Here is a 24,806-nt window from a genome sequence, read left to right as displayed (position 1 = left end):
CCGACCGCCCCCGTCCGCCACCCACCAGAGAGCCGAACCCTCCATGAGCCCCGCCGAAGGCGATCGTGAGTACCCGCACCCGCAGCAGCGCATCCTGATCGTGGACGACGAGCCGGCCGTGCGCGAGGCCCTGCAACGCAGCCTCGCGTTCGAGGGCTACGGCACGGAGGTCGCCGTGGACGGCGCCGACGCGCTGGAGAAGGCCGCGGCCTACCACCCCGACCTGGTCGTACTGGACATCCAGATGCCCCGGATGGACGGCCTGACGGCCGCGCGCAGGCTGCGGTCGGCCGGTTCGACGACGCCGATCCTGATGCTGACCGCGCGGGACACGGTCGGCGACCGGGTGACGGGCCTGGACGCGGGGGCGGACGACTACCTGGTCAAGCCGTTCGAGCTGGACGAACTGTTCGCCCGCATCCGCGCCCTGCTGCGCCGCAGCACCTACGCGACGGCGTCGGACCGGACCGCGACGGAGGACGAGGGCCTGGCCTTCGCCGACCTCCGCATGGACCTGGCTACGCGCGAGGTGACCCGCGGAACGCGCACGGTGGAGCTGACCCGTACGGAGTTCACGCTCCTGGAGATGTTCCTGGCGCACCCCCGCCAGGTCCTGACGCGCGAGCAGATCCTGAAGGCGGTGTGGGGCTTCGACTTCGAGCCGTCGTCCAACTCCCTGGACGTGTACGTGATGTACCTGCGCCGCAAGACGGAGGCCGGGGGCGAGCCGCGGCTCGTGCACACGGTGCGGGGAGTGGGGTACGTGCTGCGGGCCGACGCCTCGGGATCCGGCGGCGGCGTGTGAACCGGTTCGTCCGCCGCTTCCGCGCGCTCCCGCTGCGCTCCCGGCTCGCCCTGCTCGTCGCCACGGCGGTCGCCGTGGCCGTCGCGGCGGCGGCGGTGGCGTGCTGGTTCGTCGTACGGAACGTGCTGGTCAGCTCGTTGGACGACGCGCTGCGGAGCAACCGTCCGGCGGATTCCGACGTCATCGAGCAGATCGACGTCCAGGGCGGGCGGTGTCTGCGTACCTTCCCCAGCAACCCGGACCTGTACAAGCAGACCATCCAGGTCGTCTTCGCGAACGGCGCGAGCTGCGTCATCATGGGGCGGCAGAAGATCGACATCAAGGAGTCCGACCTCGCCGTCGCCCGCCAGGAGTCGCCGCAGACGTACCACGACACCCACGCGGCCAACGGCGTCAAGTACCGGGTCTTCACCTACCCCTTGCAGGGCACCTCCCTCGCCGTCTCCGTGGCCCGCCCCCTCGACGAGGTCAACGACACCCTCAACAACCTCGTCCTCGTCCTCTCCCTCGTCGCCGGTGTGGGCGTCCTCGGCGCGGGTGCCGCCGGGCTCTGGGTGGCCCGCACCGGCCTGCGCCCCGTCGACGAACTCACCGCCGCCGTCGAGCACGTCGCCCGCACCGAGGACCTGAACCTGCGACTGCCCGCCGACGACGACAGCGACGACGAGATCGCCCGGCTCTCCCGGTCCTTCAACGCGATGACCTCCGCCCTGGCCTCGTCCCGTGACCTCCAGCAGCAGCTCATCGCCGACGCGGGACACGAGCTGCGGACGCCGCTCACCTCGCTGCGCACCAACATCGAGCTGCTCGCCCGGAGCGAGGAGACCGGGCGGGCCATCCCGCCCGACGACCGCCGCGCGCTCCTCGCCTCCGTCAAGGCACAGATGACCGAGCTGGCCGCCCTCATCGGCGACCTCCAGGAGCTGTCCCGCCCCGACGCGGCCCAGGGCGGCGGCAAGGTGCAGGTGGTCGCCCTGCACGAGATCGTGGACGCGGCCCTGGAGCGGGCCCGGCTGCGCGGCCCCGAGCTGACCTTCGAGGCCGACCTCACCCCGTGGTTCGTACGGGCGGAGCCCGCGGCCCTGGAGCGGGCCATCGTGAACGTCCTCGACAACGCGGTGAAGTTCGGCCCGGCGGGCACGGCCATCGAAGTCGGGCTCAAGGGAGGCGAGTTGACGGTGCGGGACCACGGGCCCGGCATCCCCGCCGACGAACTGCCCTACGTCTTCGACCGCTTCTGGCGCTCCCCCACCGCCCGCAGCCTGCCCGGCTCCGGGCTCGGCCTGTCCATCGTGGCGCGGACCGTGCGGCAGGCGGGCGGCGAGGTCGCGCTCGGGCCCGCGGACGGCGGCGGCACGGTGGCCAGGCTGCGGCTGCCGGGGGCGGGGACGCCGCCGCCCGCGGCGCCGTGAACCGGCTCTGATCGTCGGCCCGAGCCGCCTCTGTTCGTCGGCCGCGAACCGGCGCCGACGGCCTGCGACACTCCAACGAGACGTTGCGTCTTGCATTGGCGGCCCGCATGCGCTACGGTAGCCATCGCTGAAGCGAGACGAGACGTCTCGTCACCCAGTGAAGGGGTGCACGCACCACACGCGCCCCACCCACCGTCGCCTGCGAAAGAAGCCCCACTTGTTCCGTGCCCCAGCAGCACCCGCCGCCGCTACCTCCGCCGCCTCCACCACCACCCCCACCGTCTCCCAGCTCACCCTCACCGACGTCACCAAGCGCTACGCCGACCACCTCGTCCTCGACCGCGTCCGGCTCACCGTCCGGCCCGGCGAGAAAGCCGGTGTCATCGGGGACAACGGCTCGGGCAAGTCCACGCTGCTGCGGCTGCTCGCCGGGCGGGAGCGGGCCGACAACGGCACCGTCACCGTCGTCGCCCCGGGCGGCACCGGGCACCTCGCCCAGACCCTGGACCTGCCGGACTCCGCACGCGTCGGCGACGCCGTCGACCTCGCGCTCGCCGAACTGCGGTCCCTGGAGCGCCGGATCCAGGCCGCGGGCGCGGACCTGGACGGCGCCGACCCGGCCGCGTACGACGCCTACGCCGCGCTCGTCGCCCGGTTCGAGGCGCGCGGCGGCTACGGCGCCGACCGGCGCGTCGACATCGCCCTGCGGCACCTGGGCGAGCACACCGGCCTCGACCGCTCGCGGCGGCTCGGCACGCTCTCCGGCGGGCAGCGCTCCCGGCTCGCCCTGGCCGCGACCCTCGCCTCCGCCCCCGAACTGCTGCTGCTCGACGAGCCGACCAACGACCTCGACGACGAGGCCGTGGCCTGGCTGGAGGAGCGGCTGCGCGCCCACCGCGGCACCCTCGTCGCCGTCACCCACGACCGGACCTTCCTGGACCGCGTCACCGACACCATCCTGGAGGTCGACCATGCCACCCGATCCGTGCGCCGCTACGGCGACGGCTACGCGGGCTATCTGACCGCCAAGGCCGCCGAACGGGCCCGGCACGAGCGGGAGTACGAGGAGTGGCGCGCCGAGGTGGCCCGCCAGTCCCGGCTCGCCGACTCCGGCATCGGACGCCTCGACGCGATCCCGCGCAAGGCCCCCGCGGCCTTCAGCGGCGCGGGCGCCTTCCGGGCCCGGTCACGGGCGCACGGCGCGATGAGCCGCATCCGCAACGCCCGCGAACGCCTCGGCCGTCTGACGGAGAACCCGGTGTCCGCGCCGCCGCAGCCGCTGCGGTTCAGCGCGGGCATCGCGGGGGCGGCCGACGGCGCGGTCGAGGTGGCCGACCTGCGGGTGCCGGGGCGGCTCGCCCTGGACTCCCTGCGCGTCCCGGCCGGCGGGCGGCTGCTCGTGACCGGGCCCAACGGCGCGGGCAAGTCCACGCTGCTGCGGGTCCTCGCGGGCGAGGTCGAGCCCGAGCCGGGCGCCACCGTCCGGCGGCCCGCCCGGGTCGGGCTGCTGCGGCAGGTCGCGGCGCCCTTGTCCGACGCGGAGGGCGCGCGTTCGCTGCTCGCCGCCTTCGGCGAGGACCGGGGCGATGAACTGCTCGCGCTCGGCCTGTTCCGGGAGGCGGACCTGCGACGCCCGGTCGGCACCCTGTCCACGGGCCAGCGCCGCCGCCTCGAACTGGCCCGCCTGGTCACGCGCCCGTACGACCTGCTGCTCCTCGACGAGCCGACGAACCACGTCTCACCCGCCCTGGTGGAGGACCTGGAGGCGGCACTCGCGACGTACGAGGGGACGCTGATCGTGGTGACACACGACCGACGCCTTCGGGCGGGTTACCGGGGCCCGACCCTGCACCTGCCGGGCCAGCCAGCAGCAACTGTCTAGCCCGTCCGGCGCTTGAGGACGAGGCGCGGAGCGCCGATCAGCGGGGGTCCGGGGGCGCAGCCCCGGGCTCGGGAAGGGGCGGGACTGGGGAATGCCCCGCAGGGCCTACGTCCCGAACCCGATCCCGTACCCCTCGACCCCCACCCGGATCCCGTCCTTCTCCACCTTCACGCCCTGGAGCCGCATGGCCCCCTCCCCCGGCAGCCTCGGCAGTTGGAAGGACAGTGACAGGCGGTCGACGAGGACGGGCCGGGTGAGGTCGTCCAGGCCCTTGAGCAGGGCGGGGTCGAGCCCGAGCCGCTTCAGGAGGGCGGGGTGCCCCGCCGCCACATCGATCAGGTTCAACCGCATCACGTCGTCGACGAACTCCGGCGACCCGGTGACGTCGTTGAGCTCGGCGTCGCTGCGGAGCGCCTCCCGCACGGCGTCGCCCGGCACACCCAGCCGCCGGGCGATCTCGGGCACCGCGAGCAGGGCCTTGGCCTGGGACGACTCGTCGGCCACGCGGCGGGCTCCCGTGCGGCTGAGGTGCAGCCCTTCGGACTCCCGCGCGCCGGGCCGGTAGGTCGCCATGTCGCCGATGTCGAGGCGCATCCGGTCGATGTCGGTGGCGACACCGCGCTCGCCGTTGCGCTCGATGCGGGCGTCGGCGCGGACCTTGAGGTCGTGCCCGGCGACGGGCAGGGTGCCACGGGCGTACACCTTGTCGCGGCCGTGGCCGGTGAAGGTGACCTGGGAGGCACCCAGTTCACGGTTGAGGTCGTCGAAGGAGAGGAGCACCTCGCCGCGCATGCGGCCGATGACGGCGCCGGTCAGGGAGGTGGGTCCGTCGCCCTTCATGGTCACGTCGGTGGCGGTCGCGGAGACCTTCGCGAGGGAGACGCGGTCTGCGGCGACGTCGGGGACGGTCACCTTCACCTCGTCCAGGCGCTGGTCGAAGACCTGGGTGAGGAAGGGGAAGCCCTCGATGTCGACTTCGGGGGCCGCGCTCAGGTCCAGTTGGTCCTTGAGCTTGTCGGCGGCCTCGTGCTCGGCGTAGAGCAGGGCCCAGCGGTCGGCGAGGACGAGGAACGCGGCGGCGACGGCGAGGGCGACGACGGCCTTCGCGGCCAGCGGGAGCCCGGCGAACCGGTTGCGGCGCCGACGGCTGCCGCGCCGGTGGTTGGGCGGCTGCCAAGGAGTCTCGGCCTCGTCCTCGGGCTCCTCCTCGAGGAAGTCCTCCAGGGGGTTGGGCGCGAGGGCGCCGAGCTCTTCGTACGGATTGCGGTGGGATGTCGCTCCGTACGAACGACGGGGGGACATCTCTTCGGATGGATCAGAAGACGGATCAGAAACGGCCATGCGGTGGGGGGAACGCATCAAGCGATCTCACCATACGTTCACACCCCACCCCAAGCTTGTTCGCCGGAGAGCTACTTCACAGCACTATGCGCTGAAGCGAACGCTCTGCTCAGCGCACCACGGTGATCCGGTCGGCCTTCGGCGGCGCGATCGGCTTGTCCGCCGAGGAGTTGGCGGCGAAGTAGTCGTTGAGCGCCTTCAGGTCGTCCGCGCCGACCAGCGGCTTGGCGCCCTTGCCGAGTTCGGCGAAGCCGTCGCCGCCGCCCGCGAGGAAGGAGTTCAGGGCGACGCGGTAGGTGGCGTTCGCATCGAGCGCCTTGCCGTTCAGCTTCACGGAGTCGGTGACGATCCGGTCGGCGCCGGACTTCGTCATGTCGAGCGTGTACGTGAGTCCTTCGGACACCTGGAGGATCTTCGGCGAGGCCTCGTTCGGGCCGCTGACCTGCTGGCGAAGCGCGGTCAGAAGCTGCGCGCCGGTGAGGTCGACGAGATTCACGGTGTTGCTGAACGGCTGCACGGTGAACGCCTCGCCGTACGTCACGACCCCGTCGCCCTCATTGCCGCTCGCCTTGTGGACGAGGTCGGAGCGGATACCGCCCGGGTTCATCAGGGCCAGGCTCGCCTTGGGGTCCAGGGACTTGGCGTGCGCGAGCTGCGCGTCGGAGATCAGGTCGCCGAGCGGGGACTCGGGCGAGGTGGCGCCGCGGCCGGGGATGTCGCCGGAGATGAAGCCGACGGGCTTGCTCGCGATGGGCGCGGCCAGCTTGTCCCAGCGGCGGATGAGGCGCTTCATGTCGCGGGCCTTGCGCTGCGTACGGCTGACGACGTGGTTCGCGGACTTCACGCTGGTGCGGACGATGTCCTTGGTCCTGCGGTCGTACGTCAGCGTGGTGTCCGTGTACAGCTTTCCGTACGAGGACGCCGACGTGACCATGCGCGGCTTGCCCGACGGGTCCGGGATGGTGCAGACGTACGCCTGGTGGGTGTGGCCGGTCACGAACGCGTCGACCTTGGGCGACGCGGCCTTGGCGATCGCGGTGATCGGGCCCGAGATGCCGTCGCCCGCGCCCGGGGAGTCACAGTTGTAGTTGTACGCCTGGCTCGCCGGGGAGCCGCCCTCGTGGATGAGCGTGACGATCGACTTCACGCCCTGCTTGTCGAGGATCTTCGCGTACTTGTTGATCGTCTCGACCTCGTCGTGGAACTTCAGGCCCTTGATGCCGTCGGCCGAGACGATGTCCGGGGTGCCCTCCAGGGTCAGCCCGATGAAGCCGATCTTCACGCCCTTGTGCTTCCACACCGAGTAGGGCTTGAGGAGGGGCTTGCCGGTCTTGTCCTTGGTGACGTTCGCCGTGAGGTAGGGGAAGTCGGCGCCCTTGAACTTCTTGGCCTTGCCGTGCCTGTCCTTCTCGTAGCAGCCGTCCTTGGGGTGGCAGCCGCCGTTCTGGATGCGCGCCAGTTCCTGCGCGCCCTCGTCGAACTCGTGGTTGCCGACGCTGGAGACGTCGAGGTCCATCTTGTTCAGGGCCTCGACGGTCGGCTCGTCGTGGAAGAGCCCCGAGAGCAGCGGGCTGCCGCCGATGAGGTCGCCGGCCGCGGCGGTGATGGAGTACGGGTGGCCCTTGCGGGCCGTGCGCAGGGACGTCGCCAGGTACTCGGCGCCGCCCGCGTCGATCTTCTTCTCGGTCCCGTCCGGCTGCTTCTCGGTGACCTGGCCCGAGGAGCCCGCGGGTGCCTGGAGGTTGCCGTGGAAGTCGTTGAAGGACAGCAACTGCACGTCGACCGTGCGCTTCTTGTCCTTGGCCGCGGCGCCGCTCCGCGCGTCCTGCCCCGCGCTCGCGGGCAGGGCGACGGCGAGCGCCCCCACGGTGGCGATGCCCGCCGCGACGGCGAGGACGCGGGTGGCGCGGCGCCTGGGCCTTCGGTGTTTCGGTGTGGCGGGCAAGGGTTACCCCCGGGGGTGTTCGGGACGACTTGGGCCGTCGGGCAGCCTAAGGTCAACGCGCGTAGCGCAACAGGGCCCCGGTGGTTACAGGGTGGTTGCCTTTTGTCTGCGGGAGCGCTTCGGCTGGGGTTCATCGCGCCGGCGCGCTCGTCCTCCGTCTCCCCCAAGCTCTACTCGTCCTCCATCTCCCCCAAGCTCTAAAGGAGCAGGGGACCCCATGAGGGGCTCAGGATGGCTCGTCCGTCACTGAACGCCGGACGGGCTCAAGACAGCCGGCCCGGCGCCGTACGCTCGTCCCATGACTGACGACCAGGCCCCCGCCCCCCTCCGCCGGATCGACACCCTCGACGTGCTCACGGCCGAACAGGCCGAGGCCGTGCTCGGGCTCCTCGTGGAGGCGGCTCGCACGGACGGGCAGCAGGCCGTGTCCGAGCAGGGGCGGCTGCAGTTGCGCGGCGGGGAGCGGGCGGGTGTGCGCCATCTGCTCCTGACCGTCGGCGGCGAACTCGTCGGCTACGCCCAGCTGGAGGACACCGACCCCGTGGAGGCCCCCGCCGCCGAGCTGGTCGTGCACCCGGCGCACCGGGGGCACGGGCACGGGCGGGCGCTCGGCACCGCGCTGCTCGCGGAGTCGGGGCGGCGGCTGCGGGTGTGGGCGCACGGCGGGCACTCCGCGGCGCGCCACCTGGCCCAGGTCCTCGGCCTCACCCTGTTCCGGGAACTGCGGCAGATGCGGCGCCCGTTGGCGGACCTGGACCTGCCGGAGCCGGTGCTTCCGGAGGGGGTCCGCGTACGCGCCTTCGTCCCCGGCGAGGACGACGCCGCGTGGCTCGCGGTGAACGCCGACGCCTTCGCCCACCACCCCGAGCAGGGCTCCCTCACCCAGCGCGACCTCGACGACCGCAAGGCCGAGCCGTGGTTCGACCCGGCCGGGTTCTTCCTGGCCGAGCGCGAGGCGGACGGTGATCTGGTCGGCTTCCACTGGACGAAGACGCACGCGGCGGAGCGGCTCGGCGAGGTGTACGTCGTCGGGGTGCGCCCCGGCGCGCAGGGCGGCGGGCTCGGCAAGGCGCTCACCACCATCGGCCTGCGGCACCTCGCGGCGGCCGGGCTGCCGACGGCGATGCTGTACGTCGACGCGGACAACAAGGCGGCGGTGAGCGTGTACGAGCGCCTCGGCTTCGTGACGCACGAGACGGACCTGATGTACCGCACGGAGTCGTGAACCGTAAACACCACGTCCGTGAACACCACGTACAGCTCATCGAGTCCGGGACCGTCCTGGCACTCGCGGCCGCCGCGGTGTGTGCCTGCTTCCGGGCCCTGCGCCGCCGTACGCCCTGCGGCGCGCCCTCGCGTGTAGACGTCTGGGGGTATCCATGCGAACTCCCAGGCGTCATGTCGGCGTAACCACTGATTCAGACAGCCTTGCGACGCTCAGGCAATGCAGCCCCCCACCGTGCCCGAACCCGCGCCGGACGGATCGCGCCAGAACGGCAAGGTCCGTCTCGCGCCCGAGTCCCTCGGCGCGCCCGGAGCGGGCACCGCGCGGAACAATGGGCGCATGAGCGAGCCCACCGCGCAGTCCGACAGCCAGCACGCCGACGTCCCCGGGGTGCGCCACGCACAGCCGTCCGTCGGCTCCCTGGCCGCCCACCGGCCGCACACCATCGCGGCCACGGTCTCCGATCTGGACCCCGACATCGACGCCGACCTGGACGGATACGACGAGGACGCCCAGGCGGGGTACGGCGGCGCGGAGCTGCCGCAGGGCCGTTTCCTGGACCGGGAGCGCAGCTGGCTCGCCTTCAACGAACGCGTCCTGGAACTCGCCGAGGACCCGAACACCCCGCTCCTGGAACGGGCGAACTTCCTCGCGATCTTCGCCTCGAACCTGGACGAGTTCTTCATGGTCCGGGTGGCGGGCCTGAAGCGGCGCATCGCGACCGGCGTCGCCACCCGTTCGGCCTCAGGCCTGCAGCCCCGCGAGGTCCTGGAGCTGATCTGGTCCCGCTCCCGCGAGCTCATGGCCCGGCACGCCGCCTGCTACCAGGAAGAGGTCGCCCCGGCGCTCGCCGACGAGGGCATCCACGTGGTGCGCTGGCACGAGCTCACCGACAAGGAGCAGTCCCGGCTCTACACCCTCTTCATGCACCGGATCTTCCCGGTCCTCACTCCCCTGGCCGTGGACCCCGCGCACCCCTTCCCGTACATCTCGGGTCTGTCCCTGAACCTCGCCGTGGTGATCGAGAACCCGGTCACGGGCCACGAGCACTTCGCGCGCGTCAAGGTCCCGCCGCTCCTGTCCCGCTTCCTCGAGGCGTCCCCGCAGCGCTACGTCCCCATCGAGGACGTCATCGCCGCGCCCAAGCACCTCCAGGAACTGTTCCCGGGCATGAACATCAAGCAGCACCACATGTTCCGCCTCACCAGGAACGAGGACCTGGAGGTCGAGGAGGACGACGCCGAGAACCTCCTCAAGGCCCTGGAGAAGGAACTGATGCGGCGCCGCTTCGGGCCGCCGGTGCGCCTAGAGGTCGAGGAGTCCATCGACCGCAAGGTGCTCGACCTGCTGATGCGGGAGCTGAAGATCGGCGAGTCCGAGGTGCACCCGCTGCCGGGCCCCCTCGACCTCACCGGCCTCTTCTCCATCGCGGGCCTGGACCGGCCCGAGCTGAAGTACCCGAAGTTCGTCGCGGGCACCCACCGCGACCTCGCCGAGGTCGAGTCGGCGTCCGCGCCCGACATCTTCGCGGCCCTGCGCGGCGACCACGACGTGCTCCTGCACCACCCCTACGACTCGTTCTCCACGTCCGTGCAGGCCTTCCTGGAGCAGGCCGCGGCCGACGAGAACGTCCTCGCCATCAAGCAGACGCTGTACCGCACCTCGGGCGACTCCCCGATAGTGGACGCGCTCATCGACGCCGCCGAGTCCGGCAAGCAGGTCCTCGTCCTGGTCGAGCTGAAGGCCCGCTTCGACGAGCAGGCCAACATCAAGTGGGCGCGCAAGCTGGAGGAGGCGGGCTGCCATGTCGTGTACGGCCTGGTCGGCCTGAAGACCCACTGCAAGCTGTCGCTCGTGGTCCGCCAGGAGGGTGACAACCTTGTCCGGTACTCCCACGTGGGCACCGGCAACTACCACCCCAAGACCGCCCGCCTCTACGAGGACCTGGGGCTGCTCACCGCCAACCAGGAAGTCGGCGCCGACCTCTCCGACCTCTTCAACCGGCTTTCGGGCTACTCGCGGCGCGAGACCTACCGGCGCCTGCTCGTCGCCCCCAAGTCCCTGCGCGACGGCCTGATCACCCGCATCAACCGGGAGATCCAGCACCACCGCGCGGGCCGCCCCGCCTACGTCCGCATCAAGGTCAACTCGATCGTGGACGAGGCCGTCATCGACGCGCTGTACCGCGCCTCGCAGGCCGGGGTGACGGTGGACGTGTGGGTGCGCGGGATCTGCGCGGTGCGGCCGGGGGTCGCGGGCCTGTCCGAGAACATACGCGTCCGGTCCGTGCTCGGCCGTTTCCTGGAGCACTCCCGGATCTTCGCCTTCGGCAACGGGGGCGAGCCCGAGGTGTGGATCGGCAGCGCCGACATGATGCACCGCAACCTCGACCGCCGTATCGAGGCCCTGGTCAGGGTGATGGCCCCGGCGCACCGGGCGACCCTGAACCGGCTCCTTGAGACCGGCATGTCGGACACCACGGCCTCGTGGCACCTGGGGGCGGACGGCAACTGGACGCGGCATGCCACGGACCCGGACGGCCAGCCCCTGCGAAACGTACAGGAGATGCTCATAGACGCCCGGAGGCGCCGGCGTGGCACAGCAACACCATGAGATGACGGCGGGCGAGACGCTGTCGGTCTACCTGCAGGACCAGGCGACCGACTTCCTCCGCTCACTGCGGCTGCACCGCGAGTCCGCCACGGACGCGCAGGGCGCCGAGGAGTCCCTGGAGGCGGCGCGGGCCCTGCGGCGCGCGTCCCGCAGGGTCGGCGCCACGCTGCACACCTTCAGGCCCCTCCTCGACCCGGAGTGGACTGAGTCCCTGCGCCCGGAGCTGGCCTGGCTGTCCGGCACGTTGGCCCGCGAACACGCCTACGCCACGCGCCTGGAACGCCTCCTCACGGCCCTCCACCGCCTCTCCTCCCCACCCCCACCGGCTCCCCTGCCGTCCCCGGCGACCCCGCCGCTGCGCGGCGCCTTCCCCCCGCCCGCCCACCCTTCACAGCTCGCGGAGCAGCAGGCCGAGGAACTCCTGGGCAACGCGCGGGGCGGGAGGCAGGGGCCGGGCGGCGCGGGCGGCTCCACGCCGCGAGGCGCGGCCACCGGCACCCCTCCCACCGACCCCACCGCTGCGGGCAGGCGTTCCGCAGGCCACCCCTCACCCGCAGCCGCAAGTGCTGTGGGCAGGCGTTCCGCGGGGCGATTGGGGTCTCCCCTGTTCGAGCGAAGTCGAGAACTCGGGGACGGGTGGGCCCAGCCCCCGGTCGACGGTGCCGAAACGTCCCGGTCCCGCCAGTCCGGCCTCCCCGCGCAAACCCCCGGCTCCGGCCCCGCCAAAAAGCCCACCGGCCCCCTGGCCATTGGCGCAGCCAAGGCCGCCGCGCTCCTGGAGCGCCAGCTCACCCTGGCCCGCACCCGGGCCCACTCCGCCGCGCTCCAGGCCTTCGGCTCCTCCCGCTTCCACGCGGTGGCGGACAACGTGGCCGTCCTCGCCAGCGAGGTCCCGCTGCGGGACGCCCCGGACGCCGACCTCAAACCCCTGGCCGCGACGGCCGAACAGCACCTGGCGGAGGCAGTGGCCGCCCTGCCCCTGATCAGGGCGGGCCACCCGTACAACGCGGAGGCCCTGGTCCACGGCCTCGCGGCGGACACCGCGCCGGAGGCCCAGGACGCCCCCTGGCTGAAGGTCCGCTCGCTGCTGCGCCTGCACCGCTACGCCCAGGAGGTCCTCCTCGGCGAGGCCCCCCTCGACCCGCGCCTCCTCCAGGCGGGCCAGGCCCTGGACCTGCACCGCGAGGCCGCGGACGCGGCGGCCGCGGCCGCCTCGGCGGCCCGCACCCCCCGCATCGCCCCGGCCACCGCGTACGCCCTCGGCGTGCTGCACGCCGACCAGCGCCACGAGGTGGAGGCGGCGAGGTTCGCCTTCCAGCGGGCCTGGCTCCGCGAGGCGGTCACGGCACCGTGACGAGGCCGCCGGACCTGATCCGCGCGGCGGGCTGCGTGCTGTGGCGCCGCGCGCCGGTACCGGGCGGCCTCGAGGTCTGCGTGGTGCACCGGCCGAAGTACGACGACTGGTCGCACCCCAAGGGCAAGCTGAAGCCGGGCGAGTCCCCGCTGGCGGGCGCCGTGCGCGAGGTGGGGGAGGAAACCGGCCACCACTGCGTCCCGGGTCTGCCCCTGCCCACGGTCCACTACCGCACGGGCGGCCGCCCGAAGGTGGTCCACTACTGGGCCGCCGAGGCCACCCACGGCCACTTCACCCCGAACCGCGAGGTGGACCGCGTCCGCTGGCTTCCCCCTGCCGAGGCCCGCGCCCGCCTCACCCAGGTACGCGACCGCGAGCTCCTGGACGCCCTGGTCACCACGCTGCGCCCGGTGGACGAGTCCTGACGGAAAGGTGCGGACCGGGCACGCGCCGGAGACCGAGAGTGCCCGGCCGGACACGTGGAGTCATACCTCGCTGGTCGACGGCACCCCGCTCACGGGGTGCCGCCGCCTCGTCGTGCCCCTCGCTGCGTAATCCGACCGTGACCTAACCACAAAGTCCTCGTAGGTTCACCGCGCGTTCATTTACGGCCATCGGTCACTTCACCTGATCTGCCTAATTTCGGCCCTACGTGATGCGTGGCGCGATCGCACAGACCGCCCCGGCAACGCGCGCTTTGCCCCACGGCCACCTACGGCCACTCGTACAGACTTCGCACGCCGCCGCCCGGCGGCTCCCGGAAGGAACTCCCGACAGTGAAGCTTCAGCGCATGAACCGGCGGGCCCTCACCCTCGGTGCTCTCGCCGTCTCCGGCGCCCTGGCCCTCACGGCGTGCGGCTCGGACGACGACGGCAGCAGCAACGGCGGCAAGAAGACCACCGCCAACAGCAACATCAACTGCGAGGACGCCAAGGGTCAGCTCATGGCCTCCGGCTCGTCCGCGCAGAAGGGCGCGATCGACGCCTGGGTGAAGCAGTACCGCGCGGCCTGCAAGGAAGTGCAGCTGCAGTACAAGCCGGACGGCTCCGGCGCCGGCATCACCTCCTTCCTCCAGGGCCAGACCGCCTTCGCGGGCTCCGACTCGGCCCTGAAGCCGGAGGAGATCGCCGAGTCGAAGAAGGTCTGCAAGGGCAGCCAGGCCATCGACCTGCCGATGGTCGGCGGCCCGATCGCGATCAGCTACAACGTCCCGGGCGTCGACAGCCTCACCCTGGACCCCAAGACCGTCGCCGACATCTTCAACGACAAGATCAAGACCTGGGACGACAAGGCGATCAAGAAGCTCAACCCCGACGCCAAGCTCCCCGGCACCAAGATCCAGGCCTTCCACCGCTCGGACGAGTCCGGCACCACGGACAACTTCACCAAGTACCTGAAGGGCGCCGCGCCCTCCGCCTGGCCGCACGAGCCCGCCAAGGTCTGGGCGGCCAAGGGCGGCCAGTCCGCGAGCGGCTCCTCCGGCGTGGCCCAGCAGGTGAAGCAGACCGAGGGCGCCATCTCCTACATGGAGCTGTCGTACGTCAAGGAGGGCATCAAGACCGTCGACATCAAGACGGGCGCCAAGGAGCCGGTCAAGGCCACCGTCGACAACGCCTCCAAGGCCATCTCCGAGGCCAAGGTCGTCGGCAAGGGCAAGGACCTCGCCATGGAGCTGAACTACAAGCCCACGGCCGAGGGCGCGTACCCGATCATCCTGGTCACGTACGAGATCGTCTGCGAGAAGAACAACAAGAAGGACACCCTCGCCACCACGAAGTCCTTCCTGAACTACATCGCCAGCGAGGACGGCCAGTCCGTCCTCAAGGACGAGGCCTACGCGCCGATGCCGACCGAGATCATCACCAAGGTCCGCGAGACCGTCAAGGGCCTGAGCTGAACCTGAGCGCGGCCCGCCTCCCCGGCGGGCCGCGCCGTCCGGTGCACCGCCGCCTGGAGCCGACCGCACGGCCGGCTCCGCAGACCGGAGAACCCCATGGACATACCCACCGACACGCCTCCCCCGCCCTCGCACGTCGAGGACGCCAAGCCGACGACCACCGAGCAGAAGCGCGCCGCACGCGGTGCCACCCGCCCCGGTGACCGGATCTTCCTCGCGCTCTCCCGAGGCTCCGGCATCACGCTGCTGCTGATCATGGCCGCCGTCGCGGCCTTCCTCGCCTACCGCGCGTCCATCGCGCTCGCGGACAACGAGGGCAACTTCCTCACCACCTTCGAGTGGGACCCCGCGGGCTCCCTGCACGACGGCAAGCCCTACTTCGGCATCGCCGTCCTGGTCTTCGGCACCATCGTGAGCTCGATCATCGCGCTCGCCATCGCCGTGCCCGTGGCCATCGGCATCGCGCTGTTCATCTCGCACTACGCGCCGCGCAGGCTCGCCGCCCCCATCGCCTTCGTGATCGACCTCCTGGCCGCCGTGCCCTCGATCGTGTACGGCCTGTGGGGCGCCCTCGTGGTCGCCCCGAACCTCACCGGGCTCTACAGCTGGCTCGACGACTACTTCGGCTGGACCGGAATCTTCGAGTACCAGGGCGGCGCCCCGCGCTCCCTCATGACGGTCGGCATCCTGCTCGCGATCATGATCCTGCCGATCATCACCAACGTGAGCCGCGAGGTCTTCCTCCAGGTCCCGAAGATGCACGAGGAGGCCGCGCTCGCCCTCGGCGCCACGCGCTGGGAGGTCATCCGCATGTCGGTGCTCCCCTTCGGCCGCTCCGGCATCATCTCCGCCTCGATGCTGGGCCTCGGCCGCGCGCTCGGCGAGACGATCGCCGTGGCCACCGTGCTCTCCCCGACCTTCGTGATCCAGGCGTCCGTGCTCGACTACGGCGGCGGCACGTTCGCGCAGAACATCGCCAGCAAGTTCAGTGAGGCCAGCGAGTACGGCCGGGACGCCCTCATCGCCTCCGGTCTCGTCCTCTTCGTCATCACTCTCCTTGTCAACGGCGCGGCCCGGCTGATCATCGCCCGCCGCAAGGAGTACTCGGGGGCCAACGCATGAGCACCACGACCATCAAGCCCACCGGTACCCCCGACGGCAAGCCCGCCCCCTCCGACCTGCAGGGCGCGCGGCTGCCCCGCTGGGCGCCCTACGTCATCGCCGTCGGCTCCCTCGCCGTGGGCAGCGGCATCGGCCTCGCGGCCGACCTCAGCTCCCGCCTCCAGTGGGGCCTGATCTCGGCGATCGTGTTCGTCGGCGTCTCGTACTTCCTCGCGGCGACCGTCGAGGGCACCCGCCAGGCCAAGGACCGCCTCGCCACCTCGCTGGTGTGGGTCATGTTCCTGCTGGCCGTCGTGCCGCTGGCCTCGCTCATCTTCGAGACCGTCCAGCGCGGCACGAAGGTCTTCGACGGGTACTTCCTGAGCCACTCGATGGGCGTCGTCGCCGACGACGAGCCCGGTGGCGGCATCTACCACGCGATCATCGGCACCCTGGAGCAGGTCGGCCTCGCCTGCCTGATCGCCGTGCCGATCGGCCTGCTCACCGCGATCTACCTCGTCGAGTACGGGCGGGGCAAGCTCGCCAAGGCCGTCACGTTCTTCGTCGACGTCATGACGGGCATCCCGTCCATCGTCGCCGGTCTGTTCGTCCTCAGCTTCTGGATCCTGATCCTGGGCTTCGACTTCTCCGGCTGGGCCGGCGCCATGGCGCTGTCGATCCTGATGATGCCGGTGGTCGTACGCTCCACCGAGGAGATGCTGAAGCTCGTCCCGAACGAGCTGCGCGAGGCATCGCTCGCCCTCGGCGTACCGAAGTGGCGCACCATCCTGAAGGTGGTCCTGCCCACCGCGATCGGCGGCATCACGACCGGCGTCATGCTGGCCGTCGCCCGCATCGCCGGCGAGACCGCGCCCGTGCTGCTCCTGGTCTGGACGAACCCGTTCATCAACACGGACCCGTTCAACGGACCGCAGGGCTCGCTGCCGCTGTACATCTACCAGCAGTACGCGTCCGGCACGAACGCCGGTTACGACCGTGCCTGGGCAGCGGCGCTCGCCCTGATCGCCTTCATCATGATCCTCAACCTCGTGGCCCGCGGCCTCGCCCGCTGGAAGGCCCCGAAGACCGGTCGCTGAGGCGACCCATCGGCTCCGACGCGACAGCATTCGGCTGCGCCGAGCGGGGCCATACAGCGACCGACGCAGCAGACTTTCGAAAGAAGCAGTGATCTCCATGGCCAAGCGAATCGACGTATCGGGCCTGAACGCCTACTACGGTTCCCACAAGGCGATCGAAGACATCTCCATGACCGTGGAGCCGCGCTCCGTGACGGCCTTCATCGGCCCGTCCGGCTGCGGCAAGTCCACGTTCCTGCGCACCCTGAACCGCATGCACGAGGTCACCCCCGGCGGCCGCGTCGACGGCAAGGTGCTCCTCGACGGCGACGACCTGTACGGCTCCGGCGTGGACCCGGTGAACGTGCGCCGCACCATCGGCATGGTCTTCCAGCGCCCCAACCCCTTCCCGACCATGTCGATCTTCGACAACGTCGCGGCGGGCCTGAAGCTCAACGGCTCGTACAAGAAGAGCGAGCTGAACGACGTCGTCGAGAAGTCCCTCAAGGGCGCCAACCTCTGGAACGAGGTCAAGGACCGCCTGAACAAGCCGGGCTCCGGCCTCTCCGGCGGTCAGCAGCAGCGCCTGTGCATCGCCCGCGCCATCGCGGTCGAGCCGCAGGTGCTCCTGATGGACGAGCCGTGCTCGGCGCTCGACCCGATCTCCACCCTCGCCATCGAGGACCTGATCGGCGAGCTGAAGGAGCGCTTCACGATCGTCATCGTGACGCACAACATGCAGCAGGCGGCGCGCGTCTCGGACCGCACGGCCTTCTTCAACCTCTCGGCCGTCGGCCAGCCCGGCAAGCTCATCGAGATCGACGAGACGGAGCGCATCTTCTCCAACCCGTCGGTCCAGGCGACCGAGGACTACATCTCCGGCCGCTTCGGCTAGGCCTCCCCGGCCGGACAGAACTCCCCGCGGTGCTGCATGGCGGTGCCACCGCAGGGACGAAAAGGGCCCGCCCCCTGGCTCCCGGGGGGCGGGCCCGTTAGCTGCGTCACACCAACTATCCGGCTCTCCCGTTGGTCATCCTCGGCGTCGGAACCATGACCGGCGACACCGTCCCGGTCTGACGCCCATCTGGGGGACCCATCTTGCGCAGCACCACCTACCTCACGGCCGCGGCCTGTGCCGCGGCCCTGCTGAGCATCACCGCCCCGGCCCAGGCCGCCCCCGCGGCCCCCGCGAAGCCCGCCGCCACGAAGCCCGCCGCCGACTTCAACGGCGACGGCTACCCGGACCTGGCCGTCGGAGCGCCCAGCGCCAAGATCGACGGCATCAAGCGGGCCGGCCTCGTCTCCATCGTCTACGGCTCGGCCGAGGGCCTGAAGTACGACAAGCAGCAGCTGATCAGCCGCGCCACCCCGGGCGTCCCGGGCGAGCCCAAGGAGACGGGCTACGGCTGGGGCACCAAGGCCGACTACGGCGACCTCGACGACGACGGCTACGACGACGTGCTGATCAGCGACGGCGGCGACCAGCTCGTGTTGTGGGGCGGCAAGGACGGCATCTCCGGCGGCACCGAGGTCGTCGGCGGCGACGGCAGCTCCGCGAAGTCCCCCGCCTTCCGCTCGGCCTGGCACGGCATCGGCGACGTCAACGGCGACGGCAAGGCCGACATCGTCGGCGCCGCCCAGGTCGGCCCGATGGGAGGCGGGGCCAAGTGGGGCCTGGGCATGCTGTACGGCCCCATCAGCCGGACCACCGGCAAGCCGGACGCCATCGCCTTCCAGGACACCGAGGCCGAGGACGGGTTCGCCGTCAGCGGCGCCGAGATCGGCGACATGACCGGCGACGGCATCGACGACGTGGTGGCCATGGGCTCCATCCGCAACCCCTACTGGACCTCCGAGGCCCGCGTCCTGAAGGGCACCCGCGACGGCCTGGTCCCCGGCGGCAAGCTCGACTCCCGCCACACCGGCACCTTCGGCGACCTGAACGGCGACGGCTACCAGGACTTCGTCGGCACCCCGCAGGCGTCCGACGTCAAGATGTACGGCGGCATCACCGTCACGTACGGCGGTCCGGACGGCGTGAGCAAGACCCTGCCCGCGCGCCACTACGACCAGGAGAGCCCGGGTGTCCCCGGCGTGAACGAGAAGGGCGACCGCTGGGGCACCGACGTGTCCGTCGGCGACCTGGACAAGGACGGCTACGGCGACCTCCTGGTCGGCGCCTCCTGGGAGTCCGCCACGGACCCGGCCACGGCCGTGTCCGGCTCGGTCACCATGCTGCGCGGCAGCAAGACCGGCGTCACCACCGAGGGCGCCAAGGTCCTGACCCAGAACTCCAAGGGCATCCCCAGCACCTCGGAGAAGTCGGACCACTTCGGTGAGGCGGTCGCCGTCGTCGACGGCGACAAGAACGGCAAGCCCGAGGTGTACGTGGGCGGCATGGGCGAGGACACCTTCGTCGGCCGGGTCTGGCAGCTCCAGACCGGCGCCGACGGCGTGACCGGCACCGGCGCCAAGAGCTTCAACCTCGGCGGCGGCTACGGCTCCGCCCACTTCGGCGAGTACTTCGCGAAGTAGGGACGTACGCGGAGAGCAGGACCGCACACACAAGTGCCCCCGGCCCGGATCAACCACGATCCGGACCGGGGGCACTCCCGCATCCCGCGCCCCTACAGGAACGCCAGATTCACGATCCAGAAGCTCAGCGCCGCGACCAGCGCAGCCGCCGGCATCGTGATGCTGCATCCCCCGGGGGACGACCCCCGGCCCCCCAGCCGACACCGTCATCCCGCACCGCCACGGGCGACAGCATCACAGGAACGCCAGATTCACGATCCAGAAGCTGAGCGCCGCGACCAGCGCCGCCGCGGGCATCGTGATGAACCAGCCCAGGATGATGTTCTTGGCGACGCCCCAGCGCACCGCGTTCACCCGCTTGGTCGCACCGACGCCCATGATCGCGGACGTGATGACGTGCGTGGTCGAGATCGGCGCGTGGAACATGAACGCGGTGGTGAACATGATGCCCGCGCCCGTGGTCTCCGCGGCGAAGCCCTGCGGCGGGTCCAGCTCGATGATCTTGCGGCCGAGGGTGCGCATGATGCGCCAGCCACCGGCGTACGTGCCGAGCGACAGCATCACGGCACAGGAGATCTTGACCCAGATCGGGATCGGGTCACCCGCGTCCTCGACATCGGCGATGACCAGGGCCATCACCACGATGCCCATGGTCTTCTGCGCGTCCTGGAGGCCGTGGCCGAGCGCCATGCCGGCCGCCGAGACGGTCTGCGCGATCCGGAAGCCGCGCTTGGCCTTGTGCGGGTTGGACTTGCGGAACATCCACATGATCGCGCACATCACCAGATAGCCGACCAGCAGGCCGACCAGCGGCGACAGGAACATCGGGATGACGATCTTCTCGACGACCCCGGACCAGATCACCCCGATGCCGCCCGCGAGCGCCGCGCCCACCAGACCGCCGAACAGCGCGTGCGACGAGGAGGAGGGCAGGCCGAAGTACCAGGTGACGAGGTTCCAGACGATGGCGCCGACCAGACCGGCGAAGAGGATCCACATCCCCTTGGTGCCGTGCGGCGTCTCGATCAGCCCTTCGCTGACCGTCTTGGCGATGCCGCTGCCCAGGAAGGCACCGGCGAGATTCATGACCGCGGCCATGGCGAGTGCCGCGCGTGGCGTCAGCGCCCGCGTGGAGACGGAGGTGGCGATGGCGTTCGCGGAGTCGTGAAAGCCATTCGTGTACGTGAAACCGAGCGCGACGCCAATGGTCACGATCAACGCGAAGGTGTCCATGGAGGTGCCTCAGGACTCCTTGACCGCGATGGTCTCCACCGTGTTGGCGACGTGCTCGAACGCGTCGGCCGCCTCTTCCAGCACATCGACGATCTGCTTGAGCTTCAGCACCTCGATGGCGTCGTACTTGCCGTTGAAGAGGTGGGCGAGCAGCTTGCGGTGGATCTGGTCGGCCTGGTTCTCCAGGCGGTTGACCTCGATCCAGTATTCGGTGAGGTTGTCCATGGTGCGCAGATGCGGCATGGCCTCGGCCGTCAGTTCGGCGGCGCGGGCGAGCACCTCGATCTGCTGCTCCACACCCTTGGGGAGCTCCTCGACCTGGTAGAGCACGACCAGGTCGACGGCCTCCTCCATGGCGTCCATGATGTCGTCGAGCGAGGACGCGAGGGAGTAGATGTCCTCGCGGTCGAACGGCGTGATGAACGAGGAGTTCAGCTGGTGGAAGATCGCATGCGTCGCGTCGTCCCCCGCGTGTTCGGCGGCCCGCATACGCTCAGCGATCTCGGCTCGGGCCGAGGCGTCGGCCCCGAGCAGTTCCATCAGGAGCTTCGAGCCGGTGACGATGTTGTCCGCGGATGCGGCGAACATGTCGTAGAAGCTCGTCTCCCTGGGGGTCAGACGAAATCGCACGTGGGGTCCTCGGGGTGCTTTGGATGCGGTCAGGCTGATGCTAGGCGCATCATCCGGCCACGGCTAACCGGCCGGACCCCAGTGTCGCCCATCAGGCACAGTGATCAGCACACCACCCGAGGAATCGGCTACCCTATACCCACTAGGGGTATGCACAGGAGGACGCGATGACGACCACAGAGACGGCCGCCGCGGCCACGACCGAAGCGCCCTCCGGCGAGGACCAGGCGACAGCGACGGGCGAGGCCCACCAGACGCACGGCTACCACAAGCAGAAGGACGAGCACCTCAAGCGACTGCGCCGCATCGAGGGCCAGATCAGGGGCCTGCAGCGGATGGTCGAGGAGGACGTCTACTGCATCGACATACTCACCCAGGTCTCCGCCGGCACGAAGGCCCTGCAGTCCTTCGCCCTCCAGCTCCTGGAGGAGCACCTGCGCCACTGCGTCGCGGACGCGGCGGTCAAGGGCGGCGACGAGATCGACGCGAAGGTCGAGGAGGCGACGAAGGCCATCGCGAGGATGCTGCGCACCTGACGCGATGTGACGTCTACGGCGTGCCGCTCACGGCGCGCGGTGAGCGGGGGCGGGCGGGGAGATCCGCCGCGCGGCGGCGGACAGGCCCTAGGTCCGGGACTCGTCCCGGACCGCCCCGCCGTCCACCCCGTCGGAGACCCTGAGCACCTCGTCGATCCGGTCGGCGCTGAGCCGCTCACCGCGCGCGGCGGACGCCGCGATGATCAGGTCTCCGCACAGCTCGATCTCGGCGAGGGCAACGTGGTCCTGAACTGCCGTTCCGCCCACCGGGGCCACGTTCACCACCTCTTCCTGACCACAACTCGTGCCGGTATCGGCTTCCTAGAGTAGGGAGCGGCCTACGCACCGCGCATGGCACGGACGGACCATATTCCACCCCTCACCCCGTGCAACGGCTCAGTGCTCGGCGATCTTCCCGGCGAAGATGTCGGCGGCCGCGGGGAGCCGCACCCGCACCGGCGCCCCGTACCCGTACAGCGAGGTCGTCGACGCCACCGTCGTGTCCGCGACCTGGAAACGGTGGCGTACCTCACGCAGCCGCCCCCGCCCGTCGAGGTAGGCGTCGAACGGCACCCCGGCCTTGCTGAACCCTTTCTCCACCGCGGCCCGCAGCGCCGGCCGGTGCTCCTTCGACGCCGCCCGCACGGCCCGGGCCAGGTCCACCACCCCGCGGTAGTGCCGCACGTCGACGCCGTCGAGCCGGGTCCGCTCCACATACGTCACCTCGCCCGCGCCGCGCAGGAGTTCGGCCGCGGCGAACGGGTCGGTGGCGCCGCCGGTGACGAGGTTCCCGTCGGACAGGGACGCCGTCTCGATGTGCACCCACTTGTCGGCGGGCACGCCCGCGCCCCGGTTCTTCATGTACAGGTCCCCGCCCGCGAGCAGCTCGGTGACGGGCGGCCTGCGCCCGGCGGGGTCCTGCGGCAGCACGACGTCGAGGCGGCCGACGCGGCGCCGGAAGTCGTACCCGCCGCGGCCCCTGACGGTCACGCGGGTGCCGCCGCTGGCCATCTCCATGGCCGTGCGCGCGCGGGAACTCCCGGCGCGCACCAGGGAGTCGGGTACGGCCCGCACCGCGCCGACGGGGTCGGCCGCCGCCGGGTCGTCGCTGGCCGCGGCCCCGCCACCGGCGCACGCCGTGGCCAGCGCCATCAGCGCCGCCGCACCCGCGGCGGCCGCCCTGTCCCTGCGCCCGCGCCGCTCCATCGCCCCGCCGACCCCCAGCCTTTCCCGCGTCAACACCCGGCCCCTTGCCGTTTCGATTAACGACCGGTCCGAGGGGTCGTCACGCGGGAACGGGTTCACCCGGCGGGCGTACCGTGGTCGGGTGGCTGAGCAGCGATCTCCGCAACCGCACCGGACCTCCACCGTCGAGAACGGCCCGTTCTGCGCCGCCCGGTGCACCTGCGGCTGGCGCGGCCCGGCCCGAAGAGCGCGCAGCAGGGCCCGCACGGACGCGGCCGATCACATGGCGCAGGCGGTGTAGCGCGCTCGCGGCGGGAACGTGCGCCGCGCCCCCGACGAGAACGTTCGCGACGGGAACGTTCACGGCGCCCGTCCACGGGAACCCCGCAAGCGCCCGCACCGTCTCGTTGTGCGGGAAGCAACGGGAGGGCCTCATGCAACGACGTACGTTCCTCGGAACGACGACCGCCGCACTCGCGGCGGCCACCACCGCCTGCACCAGCGGCGCGGACTCCGGCAGGGCGAGCGGCACCGCCACGACGAGAACGGCGCACACCAGCACCGGCACCACGCCGATCAAGACGGCCGCCGCCTCCGCCCCGGCCAGCCTCGCCGCCCTCTCCCGGGACCTGGACGGCACCCTGGTCCGCCCGAACGAGGCCGCCTGGGCCACCGCCCGCCAGCTCTACAACACCCGCTTCGACAACCTGAAGCCGACCGCCGTCGCCTATGTCGCGGGCGTCGACGACATCCGCACCACCCTGGCCTACGCCCGCGCCCACGACACCCCCGTGTCCATCCGCAACGGCGGCCACTCGTACGCGGGTTGGTCCTCCGGCACGGGCCGCCTCGTCATCGACGTCTCCAAGCTGAACCGCGTCCGCTCCAGCGGCACCACCGCCACGATCGGCGGCGGCGCCAAGCTCATCGACGTCTACCGCGCGCTCGCCGCGAAGGGCGTCACCATACCCGCGGGCTCCTGCCCGACCGTCGGCATCAGCGGCCTCACCCTCGGCGGCGGCCACGGCGTGGTCTCCCGCGCCTACGGCCTGACCTGCGACAGCCTCACCGGCGCGACCCTCATCACGGCGGACGGCAAGCAAATACGGGCCAGCAGGAGCGAGAACAAGGACCTCTTCTGGGCGCTGCGCGGCGCGGGCAACGGCCAGTTCGGCATCGTCACCGAGCTGACCTTCCGCACCCACCCCGCCCCGCAGGCCGTCTCCGCGTATCTGACCTGGCCCTGGTCGAAGGCCGCCGCCGTCCTCAAGGCCTGGCAGGAATGGGGGCCTTCGCAGCCGGACGAGATCTGGTCGTCGGCGCACCTCGCGGCGGTGCCGGGCGGCACGCCCACCATCTCCGTCGCCGCGTTCTCCCTCGGCACCTACGGCTCGCTGCAGAACGCCGTCGACCGCCTCGCCGACAAGGTGGGTTCACCGGCGCGCAGCGTCTCCCTGAAGCGGCGCACGTACGAGCAGGCCATGGAGGTGTACGCGGGCTGCTCGTCGTTCGCCTCGGACGCCCAGTGCCATCTGCCGGGCTCGACGCCGGGCCGCACGCCGAGCGGCGCGCTCGGCCGGGAGACGTACGCGGCCCGCTCCGACTTCTTCGACCGCTCCCTCTCCAGCGCGGGCATCCGCGCACTGCTCCACCAGATCGAGGGCGTGCGGGGCGAGCGCGGCACCGCGGGCAGCATCGCCCTGACCGCGCTCGGCGGCGCCATCAACCGCGTCGACCCGACGGCCACGGCGTTCGTCCACCGGCGCTCGCGGATGCTCGCCCAGTACATCGTGTCCTGGCGCGCGGGCACCTCCGGCGGCACCGCGCAGTCCTGGCTGAACACGGCCCACACCGGGATGCGGCGGTACGCGTCCGGGGCGGCGTACCAGAACTACGCGGACCCGACGCTCACCAACTGGCGGGAGGCGTACTACGGGCAGGCGGCACCGCGCCTGAAGAAGCTCAAGAAGCAGTACGACCCGACGCGCTTCTTCTCGTTCCCGCAGGCTCTGTAGGCGTTGCCCCGGGCCAGGTC

General features: G+C 71.3%; 20 protein-coding genes. 14 read left to right on the top strand and 6 right to left on the bottom strand.

Annotated elements, in window-relative coordinates; genetic code table 11:
- The first annotated feature begins 43 nt into the window (after positions 1–43).
- The 3 genes from ACZ6BG_RS38625 to abc-f all read left to right on the top strand — a co-directional run bounded on the left by ACZ6BG_RS38625 (position 44) and on the right by abc-f (position 4,099).
- Positions 44–805 carry a response regulator transcription factor gene (locus ACZ6BG_RS38625; protein WP_469010950.1) on the top strand — a complete coding sequence of 254 codons (762 nt, stop codon included), beginning with the start codon at positions 44–46 and terminating at the stop codon, positions 803–805.
- Complete coding sequence (locus tag ACZ6BG_RS38620) at positions 802–2,217, top strand: HAMP domain-containing sensor histidine kinase (RefSeq protein WP_469010948.1); 1,416 nt, start codon at positions 802–804, stop codon at positions 2,215–2,217. Before ACZ6BG_RS38625 ends, ACZ6BG_RS38620 begins: the two co-directional genes overlap by 4 nt.
- Before the next feature lie 217 nt (positions 2,218–2,434).
- Positions 2,435–4,099, top strand: coding sequence for a ribosomal protection-like ABC-F family protein (gene abc-f, locus ACZ6BG_RS38615; protein ID WP_469010947.1), 1,665 nt, complete (start codon positions 2,435–2,437; stop codon positions 4,097–4,099).
- A gap of 105 nt (positions 4,100–4,204) precedes the next feature.
- Here the strand turns inward: abc-f and ACZ6BG_RS38610 are convergent, their stop codons facing one another.
- Complete coding sequence (locus ACZ6BG_RS38610; RefSeq protein ID WP_469010944.1) at positions 4,205–5,458, bottom strand: LmeA family phospholipid-binding protein; 1,254 nt, start codon at positions 5,456–5,458, stop codon at positions 4,205–4,207.
- A 91-nt stretch (positions 5,459–5,549) separates the two neighbouring features.
- Positions 5,550–7,385: a bifunctional metallophosphatase/5'-nucleotidase gene (locus ACZ6BG_RS38605; protein ID WP_469010943.1), complete on the bottom strand. Its 1,836-nt coding sequence runs from the start codon at positions 7,383–7,385 to the stop codon at positions 5,550–5,552.
- A gap of 298 nt (positions 7,386–7,683) precedes the next feature.
- Between ACZ6BG_RS38605 and mshD the strand changes: the two genes are divergently transcribed.
- The 9 genes from mshD (at position 7,684) to ACZ6BG_RS38560 (ending at position 19,187) form a co-directional block, all read left to right on the top strand.
- Complete coding sequence (gene mshD / locus ACZ6BG_RS38600; protein ID WP_469010941.1) at positions 7,684–8,610, top strand: mycothiol synthase; 927 nt, start codon at positions 7,684–7,686, stop codon at positions 8,608–8,610.
- 219 nt (positions 8,611–8,829) lie between these two features.
- Positions 8,830–11,223: an RNA degradosome polyphosphate kinase gene (locus tag ACZ6BG_RS38595; protein WP_469010939.1), complete on the top strand. Its 2,394-nt coding sequence runs from the start codon at positions 8,830–8,832 to the stop codon at positions 11,221–11,223.
- Positions 11,204–12,577 carry a CHAD domain-containing protein gene (locus tag ACZ6BG_RS38590; RefSeq protein WP_469010936.1) on the top strand — a complete coding sequence of 458 codons (1,374 nt, stop codon included), beginning with the start codon at positions 11,204–11,206 and terminating at the stop codon, positions 12,575–12,577. Before ACZ6BG_RS38595 ends, ACZ6BG_RS38590 begins: the two co-directional genes overlap by 20 nt.
- The gene (locus ACZ6BG_RS38585) at positions 12,574–13,002 is read left to right on the top strand and encodes an NUDIX hydrolase (protein ID WP_469010934.1); all 429 of its coding nucleotides are present in this window, start codon (positions 12,574–12,576) and stop codon (positions 13,000–13,002) included. Before ACZ6BG_RS38590 ends, ACZ6BG_RS38585 begins: the two co-directional genes overlap by 4 nt.
- A gap of 351 nt (positions 13,003–13,353) precedes the next feature.
- Entirely contained in the window at positions 13,354–14,475 is a 1,122-nt protein-coding gene (gene pstS / locus ACZ6BG_RS38580) for a phosphate ABC transporter substrate-binding protein PstS (protein ID WP_469010932.1), read from the top strand.
- A gap of 96 nt (positions 14,476–14,571) precedes the next feature.
- Complete coding sequence (gene pstC / locus ACZ6BG_RS38575) at positions 14,572–15,597, top strand: phosphate ABC transporter permease subunit PstC (RefSeq protein ID WP_468462021.1); 1,026 nt, start codon at positions 14,572–14,574, stop codon at positions 15,595–15,597.
- Positions 15,594–16,673 (top strand): phosphate ABC transporter permease PstA, encoded by a 1,080-nt coding sequence (gene pstA / locus ACZ6BG_RS38570; RefSeq protein ID WP_469010929.1) that lies wholly within the window; start codon positions 15,594–15,596, stop codon positions 16,671–16,673. Before pstC ends, pstA begins: the two co-directional genes overlap by 4 nt.
- Positions 16,674–16,770: 97 nt before the next feature.
- Complete coding sequence (gene pstB, locus ACZ6BG_RS38565) at positions 16,771–17,547, top strand: phosphate ABC transporter ATP-binding protein PstB (RefSeq protein WP_468462025.1); 777 nt, start codon at positions 16,771–16,773, stop codon at positions 17,545–17,547.
- A gap of 203 nt (positions 17,548–17,750) precedes the next feature.
- Positions 17,751–19,187 carry an integrin alpha gene (locus tag ACZ6BG_RS38560; RefSeq protein WP_469010926.1) on the top strand — a complete coding sequence of 479 codons (1,437 nt, stop codon included), beginning with the start codon at positions 17,751–17,753 and terminating at the stop codon, positions 19,185–19,187.
- Positions 19,188–19,421: 234 nt separating this feature from the next.
- Here ACZ6BG_RS38560 and ACZ6BG_RS38555 read toward each other — a convergent pair whose 3' ends face one another.
- Positions 19,422–20,420, bottom strand: a complete 999-nt coding sequence (locus ACZ6BG_RS38555) for an inorganic phosphate transporter (protein ID WP_385718049.1) — start codon at positions 20,418–20,420, stop codon at positions 19,422–19,424.
- Positions 20,421–20,429: 9 nt separating this feature from the next.
- Positions 20,430–21,050, bottom strand: coding sequence for a DUF47 domain-containing protein (locus tag ACZ6BG_RS38550; RefSeq protein ID WP_289949001.1), 621 nt, complete (start codon positions 21,048–21,050; stop codon positions 20,430–20,432).
- A gap of 167 nt (positions 21,051–21,217) precedes the next feature.
- Here ACZ6BG_RS38550 and ACZ6BG_RS38545 point away from each other — a divergent pair, with 167 nt between their 5' ends.
- On the top strand, positions 21,218–21,586 hold the full coding sequence (locus tag ACZ6BG_RS38545; protein WP_469010922.1) for a metal-sensitive transcriptional regulator: 369 nt from the start codon (positions 21,218–21,220) through the stop codon (positions 21,584–21,586).
- Between the two features lie 87 nt (positions 21,587–21,673).
- Here ACZ6BG_RS38545 and ACZ6BG_RS38540 read toward each other — a convergent pair whose 3' ends face one another.
- Positions 21,674–21,862 carry a hypothetical protein gene (locus ACZ6BG_RS38540; RefSeq protein WP_469011013.1) on the bottom strand — a complete coding sequence of 63 codons (189 nt, stop codon included), beginning with the start codon at positions 21,860–21,862 and terminating at the stop codon, positions 21,674–21,676.
- 120 nt (positions 21,863–21,982) lie between these two features.
- Positions 21,983–22,792 (bottom strand): SCO4651 family lipoprotein, encoded by an 810-nt coding sequence (locus ACZ6BG_RS38535; RefSeq protein WP_469011009.1) that lies wholly within the window; start codon positions 22,790–22,792, stop codon positions 21,983–21,985.
- 413 nt (positions 22,793–23,205) lie between these two features.
- Here ACZ6BG_RS38535 and ACZ6BG_RS38530 point away from each other — a divergent pair, with 413 nt between their 5' ends.
- Entirely contained in the window at positions 23,206–24,786 is a 1,581-nt protein-coding gene (locus tag ACZ6BG_RS38530; protein WP_469010920.1) for an FAD-binding oxidoreductase, read from the top strand.
- Positions 24,787–24,806 lie beyond the last annotated feature (20 nt).

Source organism: Streptomyces sp. NPDC041205, from assembly GCF_055591765.1.
Note: the sequence above shows the minus strand (reverse complement) of the source record. Positions and strands in the feature narration are given on the sequence as shown.